Annotated in this window: 11 protein-coding genes; 6 read left to right on the forward strand and 5 right to left on the reverse strand. The window is 73.4% G+C overall.

Annotated elements, in window-relative coordinates; all coding sequences use genetic code 11:
* Positions 1 to 5 precede the first annotated feature (5 nt).
* From HNR20_RS04070 to HNR20_RS04080, 3 genes are read left to right on the forward strand one after another with little or no spacing between them, the layout of a single operon-like run.
* Positions 6 to 1,001: an AAA family ATPase gene (locus HNR20_RS04070; protein ID WP_184176581.1), complete on the forward strand. Its 996-nt coding sequence runs from the start codon at positions 6 to 8 to the stop codon at positions 999 to 1,001.
* Between the two features lie 14 nt (positions 1,002 to 1,015).
* Positions 1,016 to 2,203, forward strand: coding sequence for a DUF58 domain-containing protein (locus tag HNR20_RS04075; RefSeq protein WP_184176583.1), 1,188 nt, complete (start codon positions 1,016 to 1,018; stop codon positions 2,201 to 2,203).
* Positions 2,197 to 4,515 carry a transglutaminase domain-containing protein gene (locus tag HNR20_RS04080; RefSeq protein WP_229687167.1) on the forward strand — a complete coding sequence of 773 codons (2,319 nt, stop codon included), beginning with the start codon at positions 2,197 to 2,199 and terminating at the stop codon, positions 4,513 to 4,515. The genes HNR20_RS04075 and HNR20_RS04080 overlap by 7 nt, the downstream gene beginning before the upstream one ends.
* Here the strand turns inward: HNR20_RS04080 and HNR20_RS04085 are convergent.
* Positions 4,512 to 5,303: an SDR family oxidoreductase gene (locus HNR20_RS04085; protein ID WP_184176587.1), complete on the reverse strand. Its 792-nt coding sequence runs from the start codon at positions 5,301 to 5,303 to the stop codon at positions 4,512 to 4,514. The genes HNR20_RS04080 and HNR20_RS04085 overlap by 4 nt on opposite strands.
* Complete coding sequence (locus HNR20_RS04090) at positions 5,300 to 6,283, reverse strand: LLM class F420-dependent oxidoreductase (RefSeq protein WP_184176589.1); 984 nt, start codon at positions 6,281 to 6,283, stop codon at positions 5,300 to 5,302. The genes HNR20_RS04085 and HNR20_RS04090 overlap by 4 nt, the downstream gene beginning before the upstream one ends.
* A gap of 154 nt (positions 6,284 to 6,437) precedes the next feature.
* On the opposite strand from HNR20_RS04090, the gene HNR20_RS04095 reads away from it, so the two are divergent.
* Together HNR20_RS04095 and HNR20_RS04100 are read left to right on the forward strand one after the other, a co-directional pair.
* Positions 6,438 to 7,658 (forward strand): low temperature requirement protein A, encoded by a 1,221-nt coding sequence (locus HNR20_RS04095; protein ID WP_184176591.1) that lies wholly within the window; start codon positions 6,438 to 6,440, stop codon positions 7,656 to 7,658.
* 51 nt (positions 7,659 to 7,709) lie between these two features.
* Positions 7,710 to 8,573 carry a DUF1028 domain-containing protein gene (locus HNR20_RS04100; protein WP_184176593.1) on the forward strand — a complete coding sequence of 288 codons (864 nt, stop codon included), beginning with the start codon at positions 7,710 to 7,712 and terminating at the stop codon, positions 8,571 to 8,573.
* Positions 8,574 to 8,621: 48 nt separating this feature from the next.
* Here HNR20_RS04100 and HNR20_RS04105 read toward each other — a convergent pair whose 3' ends face one another.
* Positions 8,622 to 9,290 (reverse strand): maleylpyruvate isomerase N-terminal domain-containing protein, encoded by a 669-nt coding sequence (locus HNR20_RS04105; RefSeq protein WP_229687168.1) that lies wholly within the window; start codon positions 9,288 to 9,290, stop codon positions 8,622 to 8,624.
* Between the two features lie 8 nt (positions 9,291 to 9,298).
* Positions 9,299 to 10,186: a phosphatase PAP2 family protein gene (locus tag HNR20_RS04110; protein WP_184176595.1), complete on the reverse strand. Its 888-nt coding sequence runs from the start codon at positions 10,184 to 10,186 to the stop codon at positions 9,299 to 9,301.
* 140 nt (positions 10,187 to 10,326) lie between these two features.
* Here HNR20_RS04110 and HNR20_RS04115 point away from each other — a divergent pair, with 140 nt between their 5' ends.
* The gene (locus tag HNR20_RS04115; RefSeq protein ID WP_184187931.1) at positions 10,327 to 11,004 is read left to right on the forward strand and encodes a DUF3159 domain-containing protein; all 678 of its coding nucleotides are present in this window, start codon (positions 10,327 to 10,329) and stop codon (positions 11,002 to 11,004) included.
* 327 nt (positions 11,005 to 11,331) lie between these two features.
* On the opposite strand, the gene HNR20_RS04120 is transcribed toward HNR20_RS04115, so the two are convergent.
* A complete protein-coding gene (locus HNR20_RS04120) occupies positions 11,332 to 14,229 on the reverse strand; it encodes a glycoside hydrolase family 48 protein (protein ID WP_184187934.1) in 2,898 nt (965 codons plus the stop codon).
* Positions 14,230 to 14,352: the final 123 nt, after the last annotated feature.

Consider the following 14,352-nt stretch of genomic DNA (forward strand, 5'->3'; position numbering starts at 1 on the left):
CGACCGTGAACACCCACGAGCCGCTCACCCAGCCGGAGGTGCAGGGCTTCGCCGCCCTCGCCGCCCGGCTGGCCGAGAACGTCAACGCGGTGGTGCTCGGCAAGCCGCAGGTGGTCCGGTTGGCGCTGACCGCGCTCTTCGCGCAGGGTCACGTGCTGCTGGAGGATGTGCCGGGGGTCGGTAAGACGACCCTCGCCCGGGCCATCGCCGCCACGGTGAAGGGTGAGTGGCGGCGCATCCAGTTCACGCCCGACCTGCTCCCGTCAGACGTGTCCGGGGTGACCATCTTCAACCAGGCGAGCAGGGATTTCGAGTTCCACCCGGGGCCGGTCTTCGCCAACATCGTCATCGCCGACGAGATCAACCGGGCGTCGCCGAAGACCCAGTCGGCGCTGCTGGAGGTGATGGAGGAACGCACCGTCACCGTGGACGGGGTCCGGCATCCGGTGCCGTCGCCGTTCCTGGTGGTGGCCACGCAGAACCCGGTCGAGATGGATGGCACGTACCGGTTGCCCGAGGCCCAGCTGGACCGCTTCCTGGTCAAGCTGTCCGTCGGCTATCCGGACGAGGCGGTCGAGGTGGAGGTGCTGCGCGGCGCGACCGTGCGTTCCCCGGAGGCGCTCGCCCCGGTCACCGACACCGCCACCGTCGGGGAGATGGTCCGGATGGCCCGCCGGGTGCACATCGCCGAGCCGCTCTACGCGTACGCGGTCCGGCTGGCCGCCGCCACCCGCACCCACCCGCAGGTGCGGGTCGGGGTCAGCCCCCGAGGTGTGATCGCGTTGACGCGTGCCGCGTGCGCGTACGCGCTGATCGACGGGCGGGGCTGGATCATGCCGGAGGATCTGAAGGCGCTCGCCGAGGCGGTGTTCGCGCATCGGCTGCTGCTCACCCCGGACGCCCAGGTGCGCGGGTTGACCGCCGCGGAGGTGCTGCGCCAGGCCATCGCCTCGGTGCCGGTGCCCCTGCCGTCGGGGCAGCCCGCTCCGGTGCAGGGCTGACCGGCAGCAGCGGCATGGGGATCACCGCCCGCGGGGTCGGGCTGCTCATCGCCGCCGTCGTGCTGCTGGCGGCGGGTTTCCGGTTCGCGTACCCCGAGTTGACGCTGCTTGGCGCGGCGGCCGGCGCGGCCGTCGGCTACGCGGCGCTGGTCGCGGCCTGGCGGCCCCGGCTGACGGTGACCCGCCGCGCCGACCCGGACCGGGTGGCGCGCGGCGAGCCGGCGAGCATGACGTTGACCGTGCGCAACACCGGCCGGCTGCGGTCGGCGAACCTGCTGGCCGAGGACCGGTGCGGGGAACGCACCGTGCCGGTGCCGGTGTTGCGTCTGCGGCCCGGTCGGGACACCGAGGTCCGCTACGACGTGCCGACCCATCGACGCGGAGTGGTGCCGGTCGGGCCGCTGCGGGTGACCCGCCGCGACCCGCTGGGGTTGGTGGCGCTGGCCCGCCCGTACGGCACGACGGTGCCGGTCTGGGTGCACCCCCGCATCCATCCGCTGACGGCGGTGCCCCGCGGCTCGGGGCGCAGCCTCGACGGCCGGGTGGACGGGGTGCCCCACGGGTCGATCACGTTCGACTCGCTGCGGGAGTACGTGGTCGGCGACGAGCTGCGCCGGGTGCACTGGCGGACCAGCGCCCGGGTGGGTGAGCTGATGGTGCGGGAGAACGTGGACACCAGCCTGCCGCGTCTGGTCGTCCTGCTGGACAACCGGGCCGCCGCGCACCCGCAGCGGGTGGGTGGGGTGGCGGAGTCGTTCGAGTCGGCCTGTGAGGCGGCGGCGTCGATCGTCACCGCCGCGCACCGCGCGGACCTGCCGGTGTTGTTGCTGTTGGTCGCCGCGCAGCCGGACGACGGAACCGAGGCGGGGACGCCCGGCGGGGACGCGGACGTCGGGCCGGCTCTCGGACCGCTGGACCGGCTCGCCGCCGCCGCACTGTCGGGCGACGACGGCGCGGTGCGCGCGGCAACCACCCGGCTGCGCCAGGACCGGCTCGGTGACACGCTGATCTTCCTGACCGGGCCGGGTGGCCGGGACGAGCTGGGGCACGTCGGGGCGCTGCGCGGGGCGTACCCGTCGGTGGTGGTCGGGGTGTTCGGCGCGGCCGAGCCGACGCCGCCGGGCGCGGCCGGTCTGGTGGTCGTCGACGCGGCGGACGGCGCGCAGTTCGCCGCCGAGTGGGACGGGGTACGCCGGTGGTGACGGGCGCCGTGCGGGTGCTGCGGGCGGCGGTCGTCCCGCTTGCGCTGATCGGGTTGACCGCGCTCGCCGGGGTGGTGCTCGGCCGGGTGTACGCGGGTGATCTGCTGACCCGGCTGGTCATCGGCGCGGCGGTCGGTTCGGTGCTGGTCAGCGTGGCCGCCCGGCGGCTGCCGTCCTGGCTGGTGGCACCGGTGTCGGTTGCCGCGATGGCCGGCTGGACACTCTTGTCGCTGCGGCTGGCCGCCGCCCACGCCGAGATTCCGGGCGGCCTCCTGGAGATCACCGCGGACGCCGCCCGCAACGGCATTCCCCGGCTGCTCACCGCGATGATCCCGGTGGAGCCCACACCGGACACGGTGCTGGTGCCCGTTGTCGCCGCCTGGCTGGCCGGGCTTGCCGGCGCGGAGGTGGCGCTGCGCGCCGGCCGGGTGCTGTTGGGCTACCTGCCGGCGGCGGGGCTCTACGCCGCCGCTCTCTACGTGGTCGGTCCGAATGCCGCGCCGGCGGTCGGGGCGACGTTGGCGTTCGTCACGGTCGCGGCGGTCGGCCTGGCGGCGCCCGCCAGGACGGCACCGGCCGGCGGGGATCCGGCCGCAGATCTGGCCCCCCGGGTACGCGCGGCGGTGCGGCTCCGGCTGGCTACCAGCGCGGCGCTCGGGGTGGCCCTGGTGGTCGGGCTGGTCGCGCTGCTCGGCCCGGTCGTCGCCGACCAGGTCGACGGCCGGCCGGTGGACCCGCGCCGGTACGTGGAGCCACCGCAGGTGCAGACGCTCGACGAGAACCCGTTGATCCGGATCTCCGGCTGGGCGTTGCATCCGGAGCAGAAACTTCTCGATGTGCGCACGGAGCGCTCCGGTGCCCAGGCCGGCGATACCGCACCGAGCACCGGGCCGGCCACCGACGGCGAACCGGCGGCGGACGACACGGGCGCGGGCGTTCGGGTCCGGTTGGCGGTGCTCAGCGACTACGACGGGGTGACCTGGCGGGTCGGCGCGACGTACCGCAACGCCGGGCGGATCCTGCCGGCTGCCACAACGCCACGCGACAGCACGGTGCGGACGGTCCGCCAGCAGGTCACCGTGGCGGAGCTGAGCGGTCGGCTCCTGCCCGCCGTGGCGACACCTCGGGAGGTCAGCGGGGCGCGGGTGGCGTACGACCAGGCGAGCGGGACGTTGATCCGGCCGGAGGGGTTGACGCCGGGCCTGCGGTACGAGGTGACCTCCGCCGAGGAGCACCCGGATTCGAACCTGTTGACGACGGCCAACGTGCCGGCCGGCGAGGAGGTGGCCCGGGTGCTGCGGGTCGCCGACGGGGTGCCCGACCCGATGCGCAAGCTGGCCGCACAGCTCGCCGAGGAGAACGGGGCCCCGTATTCCCGGGCTCTGGCGATCGAGCAGTTCCTGGCTGAGCACTACCGGGTGGTGGCGGACGCGCCCAGCGGGCACGCGTACCCGAACCTGGGTTTCTTCCTCTTCGGACCTCGTAACGGCGGCGGGCAGGAGGGCACGTCGGAGCAGTTCGCGGCGGCGTTCGCGGTGCTCGGCCGGCTTTCCGGGCTGCCGACCCGGGTGGTGGTGGGTTTCCGGGCTCGCGGGCAGGGGCCGGTGCTGGCCGGTGACGCGTTCGCCTGGCCGGAGGTGCTCTTCGACGGGTTGGGTTGGGTGTCGTTCGACCCGCTGCCTCGCCCGAACGAGGAGCCGAGGCCGGTGGAGGAGGATTTCCGCCCGACGCCGGAGGATCCGCCGCCGTCGGAGGCGCCGGCACCGACCGCCGAGCCGAGCGCGTCGCCGGAGCCGGTCGCCGCCGCCGAGGGGCCGCCCAGCCGTGGCGGTGTGTCCACCCCGGTGCTGGTCGCCGGGGGCAGTGGCGGCCTGCTGCTGCTGGTGGGGGCGCTGTTGCTGACCCTGTTGGCGATGCGCCGCTCGCTCACCCGCGCCCGGCTCGTCCGGGGTGACCCCGATCAGCGCATCGCCGGCGCCTGGCGGGAGGTCACCGATGCGCTGCGGCTGGCCGGTCGACCGGTCGGTGCTGACCTGGCGGCCACCGAGGTGGCCGGGCACGCCCGCACGGCCCTCGCCGACGCCCGCACCACGTCGGAGCCGGTGAGCCCGGCCGTCGACGAGTTGGCGGCCCTGCTCAATCAGGTGGGCTTCGCACCCGGCGGCGCGACGGCCGACCAGGCGGCCCGTGCCGCCGAGGTGGCCACCGCCTACGTGGCCGACCTGCGCTCCGCCCGCCCCTGGTGGCGGCGCCTGCTCTGGTCCGTCCACCCCGCCCCGCTGCGCCGCGCCCGCCGGATGCGTGCGGGTTAGGTGGTCAGCCGGCGGATGAGTTTGCGCATCCCGGCCTGCCAGCCGTCCGGGTCCTCGGCGCGGCGACGCGCGTAGTCGGCGACCTCCGGGTGCGGCAGGATCAGGAAACGCTCCTCGGCCAGTCCGGCGATGGCCGCGTCGGCGACCTGGTCCGGGGTGAGCACCGCACCGGATGCGGCGATCACCCGGGCGCCGAGGTGTCCCTCGACGATCCCGTCGGCGAGCATCGGGGTGTCCACCCCCTGCGGGCAGAGCGCGCTGACCCGGATGCCCCGGTCCCGGTAGGTGATGGCCAGCCACTCGGCGAACCCCACCGAGGCGTGCTTCGTCGCCGTGTACGCGGCGTCGCCCACGGCGGTCAGCACACCCGCCGCCGAGCACGTGTGCAGCAGGTGGCCGCCGCCCCGTGCGAGCATTCCGGGCAGCACCGCCCGGGCCGAGTAGACGTGGGCGAGCACGTTGACCCGCCACGCCCGGTCCCAGTCGGCGTCGTCGACCTCCACTCCCCCGCCGGTGGTCACGCCCGCGTTGGCGCAGAACAGGTCGATGCGGCCGTACCGCTCCTCGGTGTCGGCGACCAGGTCGCGCACCTGTTCCTCGTCGGTGACGTCGAGTGCGATGGCGTGCGCGACCGGGCCGATGCCCTCGGCCACCGCGTCCGCCGCCTCGGCGTTCAGGTCGGCGACCACGACGGCGGCGGCGCCTTCGGCGGCGAAGCGGCGTGACAGCGCGGCCCCGATGCCGCCGGCGCCGCCGGTGACGACCACGATCCGGTCGGTGAGGTTCACGCGGACGCTCCTGCGGGGTCGACGCCCAGTTGGGCGATGAGGGTGAGCAGCGCGGTCGCGCCGCCGGCGGTGACCTCCGGGGTGGGCAGCAGCGCGAGCACCGGCACATCCACGCCAGCGTCGGCATAGCGGCGCACCTCGGCACGGCACCGCTCCGGTGAGCCGTGCAGCACCAGGGCGTCGACCACGTCGTCGGGCACCGCCGCGCTGGCGCCGCGCCGGTCGCCGGCGGCCCAGGCCTCCCACATCGGCGCAAGGACCTTGTCGCGGCCGAGCCAGCGGTGGAACTCGGCGTATGCCGGGACCGTGAGGTAGCTGGTGATGAGCCGGCGGCCCAACGCTCGGGCGTACGTGGTGTCCTCGGTGGGGCAGACGAAGATCCGGGCGGCGACCTCGAAGCCGGCGCGCCGGTCACTTAGCTCGGCGAGGGCGCGCGGTACGTCGTCGGCGCTGAGCCAGTTGAGGATGACCCCGTCGGCCTCCGCGGCGGCCAGCCGGAGCATCCCCGGGCGCAGGGCGGCGAGCAGGATCGGCGGCGGCACCGCTGGTGGTCGTTCCAGCGTGAACCGGCGCACGGTGAATGTGTCGTAGGCCTCGTCGACGGTCTCGCCGCTCAGCGCGGCGCGCAGAAAGCGCAGCATGTCGCGGGTCCGCCGGAACGGCTCGTCGAACGGCACGGAGTTCCAGTCCTGCACGAGCACCGGGGAGGACGCGCCGATCCCGAGCGAGAACCGGCCCGGCGCGGCCTCGGCCAACGCCGCCGCGCTCATCGCCAGCAGCCCGGGGCCCCGGGTGAAGACCGGCGTGATCGCGGTGCCCAGCCGCAGCCGGGGCTGCCACGCCGCGGCGAGCGCCAGCGGGGTGAACGCGTCGGTCCCGGCGACCTCGGACGACCAGACGTCGGTGAACCCGGCCCGGTCGAGGGCCGCGTATCCGGCGTCATGGTCGGTCAGTGCGAGGCCACCCAGCGGTACCGTCATGCCCCATCGATTCGTCACCGATCGATCGTGCCCGTTGACGGGGCACGCGAGCAAGATCCCCGGACTGGGCAGAATCGCCGGTTTCCGGCCGTCCGCCCCACCGGGGGTGCTACGACTTCGGGGTGGACCGGACCGACGGCGCGGGTCGCTGACCATGGGTTCCAGGGCAGCGGGACGCCTGGAGCCGTTCGCCGCGTCGTCCCCTCCCGGCCGGGCCACCTTCCTGGAACTCTTCTTCGACCTGGTCTTCGTCTTCGCGCTCACCCGGATCTCGGCGCGCGCGTTCGAGGAGCTGACCCACGAAGGCGCCATGGGGCAGGTCGGGGCCGCCATCACCAGCAGCGGCAAGACTCTGCTGCTGTTGCTGGCGCTCTGGGCGGTCTGGCAGGGCACCGCGTGGACGACCAGCCGCTACGACCCGCACCGGCTGGCGTTGCAGGCCGTGGTGATCATCGCGCTGGTGGGCAGCATGCTGATGGGAGTGGCGATCCCCCGAGCGTTCAGCGCGACCGGGCTGATGTTCGCGGTGGCGTACGTCGTCACGCAGGTGTCCCGGCCGCTGATCCTGGCCGTCGCGCTCGGCCCGCACCCGTACCGCCGGTTGAAGGTGCGCATGGCGGTGGTGTTCGCCGTCAGCGGGGTGCTCTGGATCGGCGGGGCGACGCTGCCCACGGATGGGCAGGTGTCGCTCTGGACAGCGGCGCTGATCCTCGAGTACGGGGCCGCCCGCTTCGGTTGGCCGGTCCCGGGTCTGGGCCGGTCGACGGTCTCGAAGTGGGAGATCGCCGGGGAGCACCTGGCCGAGCGGTACCAGCAGTTCTTCCTCGTCGCGCTGGGCGAGACGATCCTGGTGGCGGGTTTCGCGTACAGCGCCGAGCCGTACGGGTCGGGGCACGCGTGGGCGTTCGGGCTCGCGGTGGCCACCTCGATCATGCTGTGGCGGATCTACGTCCAGCGCGCCGGTCAGATCCTGGGCGAGGCGGTCGTGAAGGCCCGGCATCCCGCCAACATCGGCCGCTCGGCTGCCGACACCCACCTGGTGATGGTGGTGGGCCTCGCGGCCACCGCGGTCGGTTACGAGCTGATCATCGAGCATCCGCTGAAGGAGATCCCGGGGCCGTGGCTGGCCATGGTGCTCGGCGGGCCGGCACTGTTCCTGCTTGGCCGGGCCCGCTTCGAGTACGAGGTGTTCGCGCGGGTCTCCCCGTCGCGGTGGATCGCCGTCCTGGTGCTGGCGGCGGCAGCCGTACCGCTGCTCGCCCTGCCCGGTGTGGCCGCGACCGCCGTCGGGGTGGTGGTGTTGGCCGCGGTCGCGGTCGCCGACGTCCGCCGGGCGCACGGTGCTCCCCCGGAGGCCGCCGCGCCACCCTTCTGAGCCATTCGAGTACGACGATGTCGTGCCGACACGGCCGGATAGGCTCGGCGGGTGACCTTCTCGCTCGTCGCCCGCTCCGCCGACGGCCGCCTGCACGGCGTCGCCGTCGCCAGTAAGTTCCTCGCCGCCGGTGCGCTGGTGCCGGCCGCCGCCGCCGAGGTCGGCGCTCTGGCCACCCAGGCGCACGTCAACCTCGCCTATCGCCCGCAGGGCCTCACCCTGCTGCGCACCGGTGTGGCCGCCGCCGACGTGGTGGCCGGGCTGATCGCCGCCGACCCGGAGCGGGAGCACCGCCAGCTCGGCGTCGTGGGAGTCAGCGGTTCGGGCGCCAGTTGGACCGGGCCGGCCTGCCATCCGTGGGCGGGCGGGCGGACCGGCGACGGCTGGGCCGCGCAGGGCAACGTGCTCACCGGCCCGGAGGTCGTCGACGCCCTGGGTGATGCCTGGTTGGCAGGGTCGGCGCTGCCGTTCGCCGAGCGCCTCGTCGCCGCGTTGCGCGCGGGCGACGAGGCCGGCGGCGACCGGCGGGGCCGGCAAAGCGCCGGCCTGCTGGTGGTCGAGCGCGGCGGAGGGTACGCCGGCGGCAGCGACGTGCTGGTCGACCTTCGGGTGGACGACCACCCGGAACCGGTCGCCGAGCTGAGTCGACTGCTCGCGGTGCACACCATGCTGTTCAGCCGGCCCGACCCGGCCACCCTGCTCGACCTGAGCGGCGCGGTCGCCGACGAGGTTGCGGCGTTGCTCAGCGCGCTGGGTCATTCCGTGGCGGACGACGGCACGGAGGCGGCGTTGATCTCCTGGGCCGGGCTGGAGAACCTGGAGGAGCGGCTCGTGCCGGGGCGGATCGACCCGGTGGTGTTGACGCATCTGCGCGGCGTCGCGCCGCACGTCCCCGCACCCCGTCTCGCGAGCTGACCCACCCAGGCCGGCGCCGGCGACGGTCGGTGCCGGCCCGGTGCAGGGTCAGCGGCCGAAGGCCAGCCAGCGGAAGCTGGCGGCGTCGATCGCGGCCTTTTCCGGGGCGGTCAGCGCCGCCCGGCCGGTGGTCTTGCGGATCAGGGTCAGCTCGTCCCAGCGCAGCGCGGCCGGTGTCGGTGTCCCGCCAGTGAGCAGGTCGGCGATCACGGTGGCCGCCTGTGGGGTGAGCCATGGGGGTCGGCCCAGCGCGGCGGCCAGGTCCAGACCGTGCACACCCACCTCGACGACGCGGGTCCGCAGGAACTCGGTAAGGAGCATCGCGTCGCCGTGTCGGGTCCGTACCACCCAATCGGTCGGCGCGGCGGCGACCGCCGCGTCGGTGGCCCGCCAGGCCCGCTCCAACTCGGTCGCCAGCGCGGCCCGGTCCACCTGTAGCGCGTCGCGTCGGCCGCCGGCGATCCGGTCGGCGTCCACCTGCGCGGTGAACTTCGCCCCGCCGAAGTAGCCGGCGGCGTCCACCTCCGCGTGCGGCGGGGCCGGCGCGGCGAGCATGTCGGCCAGCCGGCCCACTCCGGTACGTACGTGCGCGATCAACTCCTGGACGGTCCACGGCGGGCAGTCGGTGGGTCGGTCGAGGTCGGCGTCGACCAACTCGGCAAGGATCTCGGTGAGCAGCGCGCACTCGGCGGAGAACGCCACGCGGACGGGGTCCACCGGCCCGCTCAGCCCTTCACCCGAGGCACCAGCCGGTGTACGACGGTGAGCACCAACGCCATCACCACCGCCATCGTGCCGGCGATGCCGGCGGCGCTGCCCGCGTACCCGACGAACAGTGGTCGGCGGGTGAGGTCATCCGGTCCGGTGTCGCGCAGGTCGACCAGCCAGGCCAGTGCCAGTCCGCAGGCGACCAGGGCGAGCACACCGCCCACCCCGAGCACCAGCGCCGCGATGCGGTGCGCGTCGCCGGGCGCGACCTCGGCCTGCTCCCGCTGGTTGATCAGCAGGAGCAGCCCGGCCATCGCCGCCCAGACACCCACCACCAGGTACGCGGCGACCGCGTCGCTGGGCCGGTGCCAGCCGGCGGAGAGGGTGGCCACTCCGGCGACGGCGGCATAGCCGGCGGCGAGGAAGGCACCGACCGCCCGCACCTTGGCCGGCAGCACGAGCACGAGCGCGACCGCCACCGACGCGGCCACCGTGGTGTGCCCGCTGGGCAGGCTGTTGCCCACCGCGAGGCGCTCCGGGTCGAGGCCGTAGTCGGGCCGGCCCAGGCCGTGCTTCAGCAACTGGGTCGAGAGGTTCGCTCCGGCGATCAGCAGGGTCGCGGTGATGGCCAGGGCGATCCGTCCCCGGATCAGCGCGATGAACCCGATCATCGCGGTGGCGGCCAGCAGGGAGACCACCGACATCGCGTTGAGGAGCCGGTTGACCGGGCCGTCGATGGTGTCCTGCCCGATCCGGTTGCCGGTGAGCGCCACGGTGTCCACCCACTGGCCGATCTCGGTGTGCACGGCCACCCGCCACACGGCGACGAAGGCGGCCGCCTGGACGAGGGCCAGTACGACCAACCAGACCGCGGTCCAACCCCGTGCCGTCGCGCGCATCCGCACACCGTAGCGGCCGGTGGTGCCCTGTCGACCGGTGGCCCGCCGCCCGTCAACGGTTAGGTTGTGCCAGAGGCGAGGAGGCGGTGGTGGGCGGAATCCCGGAGCGCGACAGCGGTCAGGCCGCACCCGGCCCGGACCAGCGGGTGGGTGCCGAGCCGGCGCCAGGAGAGCCGGCGCGGGCCGACTCCCTGGCGGAGCTGCTGGGCGGGCGGGGCGGCGCCATCGACGCCACTCTGCCGCCGCTGGCGTTCGCGGCCGGTTGGCTGCTAGGCGGCGAGTCGCTCTGGGGCGGGGTCGGCGCGGCGCTGGCCGTGGGCGCGGCGGTGGCCGGCGTACGGCTGTTCCGGGGTGATCGACCGCGCTCGGTGCTGATCGGCCTGCTGGCCGTCTGCGTCGCGGCGTTGATCGCGGTGCGGACCGGCCGGGCCGAGGATTTCTTTCTCATTCAGGTGCTCTCCAACGCGGCCAGCGCACTCGCCTGGACGGTCAGCATCGTGGTGCGCTGGCCGCTGCTCGGTGTGTTGGTCGGCGCGGTGCTGGGCCAGCGCACCCGGTGGCGGCGGGACCGGGCGCTGAGACGCGGGTACGGCCGGGCCAGTTGGGTGTGGACGGCGACCTACCTGGTGCGGCTCGCGGTGTTCGTGCCGCTGTACCTCAGTGGGCAGGTGCTCGCGCTGGTGGTGGCCCGGGTGGCGCTGACCTGGCCGCTGGTCGCCGCGGCGCTGGCACTGAGCTGGGTGGTGCTGCGGCGGTCGTTGCCGGCCGGGCACCCGGGTCTGCGTCATCCGGTCCTTGACGACCCGGCCGCACCGCCTCGCTGACCCCGGGGCGAATCCGGGTCGTGGCGGGCGGTGGCGGGCAAAAAAGTGGAGAGGCCGCCACGGGGGGAGCGGCCTCTCCGGTGACGTACGTTACTCCGTCGCGGACTTCGGCGTGATCCCGTGACGGCCCGAATTTCTGGGCTTTTTCGCGGTTGGCTCTAGTCCGGGCGGTGGGGTGGGCCAGCCGATCCGCTGCGTCGGCCAGATGGCTGGCCCACCCCGGCCTGACCGTGGGTGTCAGGCCGTCCGCCGACCAAGGTCCGTCGTTCCCCGGACCCGGGTCGGACCCCGGGGTGGGCGGTCCACGCCACCCACCCCGGGTCGCTGTCAGCCGTTCGGGAACAGGCTGCCGTAGTCGGCGTACGCCATGGCGACGTCCGCCTGTGCCCAGAACCGGTGGTAGTTGAAGCTGGGCTCCGCACCACCGTCCAGGTACGCCTGCACCTTGGGCCAGTCCGGGTCGTTCTTGTAGAAGGACCGGATGTCGAGGAAGCTCTTGCCGGCGGCGATGGCGTCGCCGTTCGGCATCTCCCCGGTCCAGCCGGACGGGACGTAGAGGCCCTGCCCGGTGGACGCGTTGTAGACGTCGTCGAAGCGCCGGTAGTCGCCACGCTTCTCGGTGGTGGAGACACCCGTGGCGTCACTGGCGGCGGAGAGCGCGTCGAGCAGCCCCTTGGCGGTGTCCTTGGCCGCCACGTTGCCCGACTTGGCCGCGTACGCGATCAGGGTCCGGGCGTAGGCGGCGGTGACGCCGACGTCCTGGCCCTTGGTGGTCACCGTGACGTGCAGGTTGGTGTTGGGCTGCGGGCTGGACGGGTTCCAGGTGGTCGGCTGCCCGGTCCACGCCATGTCCGACGGGATCGACCAGTTGGTGCCGAGGGTGGTGTTGGCGATCGCCCAGGGCACCCACTTGTCCAGCAGCGCCTTGGCCTTCGCGTTGCCGGTCTGCAGGTACAGCTCGGCGATCCGCTGCATCGACCAGGCCTGCATGCCGAACCACTGGTTCGACGGCGGGTCGTTGTAGACCGGGTCGACGTCGTAGAACATGCCGTAGAAGGTGCTGGTGCCGGACGGCGGCTGGGCGTAGCTGCCGTCCCAGCTGTTGGTGGCGCCGCCGGCGATGCCACCCTCGGAGGACTGCAGCCAGGTGTAGAACTCCAGCTGCCGTTCGAAGCTCTTGGTCCAGTCGGCGACCGCGGTCGACGACTGCGGCTTGAGCTCCGGGGTGTTGGTCAGCGCCCAGGCCGCGAACGGGTTCTGGTAGCCGAAGTGGTTGTGGCTGGAGCCGATCCGCCAGGACCAGTTCTGGCTGGCGTCGTACGCGCCACCCCAGGCGTAGTACCAGGACAGGAGGTAGTGCGCCGAGTCCTTGCCGCTGCCGGCGGGGCAGGTGCTGGCCCCGACGCAGTTGCCGATCTTCTTGAAGTACTTGTCGAACATCGCGTACCGCAGGTAGTCACCCATCTTGGCGGCCTTGGCCACGGTGGCGGCGACGTCGGCCTGCTTGTTCTGCGCCTTGGCCCAGGTCAGCGCCCAGTAGGCGGCCTGCACGGCGCGGGCGTCGGCGTCCGGGGCGTTGGTGTACTTCCACTGCTTGGCGGGGGCGCCGGTGTCCTTGACGAACAGGTCGAGGTAGCCGTACTGACCGCCGTGGGCGAAGGTGTCGCAGGACGGCTGCGGGACGGTCTCCCACACGGACTCCTGGGTGCCCCGCTGGAAGGTGTTGATGTACGTCGGCTTGCTGGTGCCGTCACCGCAGCGGCCGAAGCCGTAGGTGTTGTCGACGTCCAGCAACCAGTGCATGCCGTAGATGTCGCCGGTGCCGTAGGTGGACTGCAACTCCGAGCGGAGCGGGTCCTGCCCGACGGCAATGTTCGGGTTCAGCGCCGAGGGGTACTGGCTGGGCAGGTTGTACTCCGCGGCGTACTGCGGGGTGCCGGCGGAGCCTGCGGTCGGCTGGTCGGCGTGCGTCGGGATGATGTACTTCTCCATCACGGTCCAGGCGTTGTTGAACGGGGCCCAGTTCTGGGTGACCCGCCCGTAGTTCGCCTCCAGCCAGAGCCAGAAGCTGAACGCCTCCGAGGTGGTCTCGTGGCCGTGGTCGGGCGCCTCGACGATCAGCGTCTCGACCGAGTGGTACGGCACGCCCTCGGGGCTGAAGTAACCCGAGTTCTTGATCTTGCCGTACTGCTCGAGGAACTTCGCTATGTAGGCGTTGTCGCCGCCGGGGGTGTCGTTGTCGATCTCGGTGGCGGTGACCGCCAGCGAGGCGAGACCGCTGGCGGAGGCGGTGATGGTGGCGGCGCCGCCGGCGGTGTCGGTGTCCTCCGCCGCCGCGACCGTGACGGTGACCCCGGTGTTCCAGTTGCTCGGGGTCAGCGTGGCGGTGGCCGGCGAGACCGTGACGTCGGTGTCGCCGGTGCGGGTGAGTGTGACCGGCACGTTGGCCGTCGGCGCGGCGCTGAGCTTCAGGTTGAAGGTGGAGGTGCCACCCTCGGTGACGCTCACCGCGGACGGCGTGGCGACCAGCGTCGGGCCGCTCGCGGCGGTGACCGTGAACGCCTTCTCGTCGACCCCGATGCCGTTGGCGTTGTCGTACGCCCTGGCCTGGACGGTGTAGCTGCCGGCTGGCAGGTCCTCCTGGGTGTAGGCGTACGGCGCGGAGGTGTCGGTGTTGATCAGCAGGCCGTTGCGGTAGAACTCGACCTTGCTGATCGTCCCGTCCGGGTCGCTGGCGGTGGCGGTCAGCGGCACGTCGGCCGGCGCGGTGAACGGCCCGGTCGGCAGGCCGAGAGAGACCGTCGGCGGCTGGTTGGCCGGGGTGCCGTTGCAGGCGGTGCCGTTGAGGGTGAACGAGGTGGGCTTCGGGTTGCTGCCCGAGTGGGTGCCGTTGAAGCCGATGGTGGTGGAGGCCCCGGTGCCAAGGTTGCCGTTCCACGATTCGTTGGTCGCGGTGACCTCACTGCCGGACTGGCTGAACTTGGCCGACCAGCCCTGGGTGACCCGCTGGCTGCTGTTCGGGAAGGTCCACTTGAGCGTCCAGCTGCTGACCGGGTCACCCAGGTTCTTGATGGTGACGTTCGCGGTGAAGCCGGTGTTCCAGTCGTTGGTCGCGTAGACCACGTCGCAGGCGGGTGCGGCCTGTGCGGCGCCGGCGGGCAGGGTCACCCCGCCGATGGCGAGCACGGCGGCGGCGATCATCGCCACTCGACGGCGTCGTGCCAGTTGTCTCATGTGCGCGGTGTCTCCTCGGACCAGGCCGGGACGGTCCCCGGCGAGGCGCCTGCCCGCGAGGGTGGTGGTCCGCGGGAGATTCGAGGCGCCGGGAAGGTGGTCTCCCCCGGGCCC

It is taken from the genome of Micromonospora parathelypteridis (assembly GCF_014201145.1).
GTDB lineage: Bacteria > Actinomycetota > Actinomycetes > Mycobacteriales > Micromonosporaceae > Micromonospora > Micromonospora parathelypteridis.

Bases quoted from the DNA above. Each gene is read 5' to 3' on its own strand.
- HNR20_RS04095 (WP_184176591.1), top strand. From the start codon at position 6,438: ATGGGTTCCAGGGCAGCGGGACGCCTGGAGCCGTTCGCCGCGTCGTCC.
- HNR20_RS04090 (WP_184176589.1), bottom strand. From the start codon at position 6,283: ATGACGGTACCGCTGGGTGGCCTCGCACTGACCGACCATGACGCCGGA.
- HNR20_RS04075 (WP_184176583.1), top strand. From the start codon at position 1,016: ATGGGGATCACCGCCCGCGGGGTCGGGCTGCTCATCGCCGCCGTCGTG.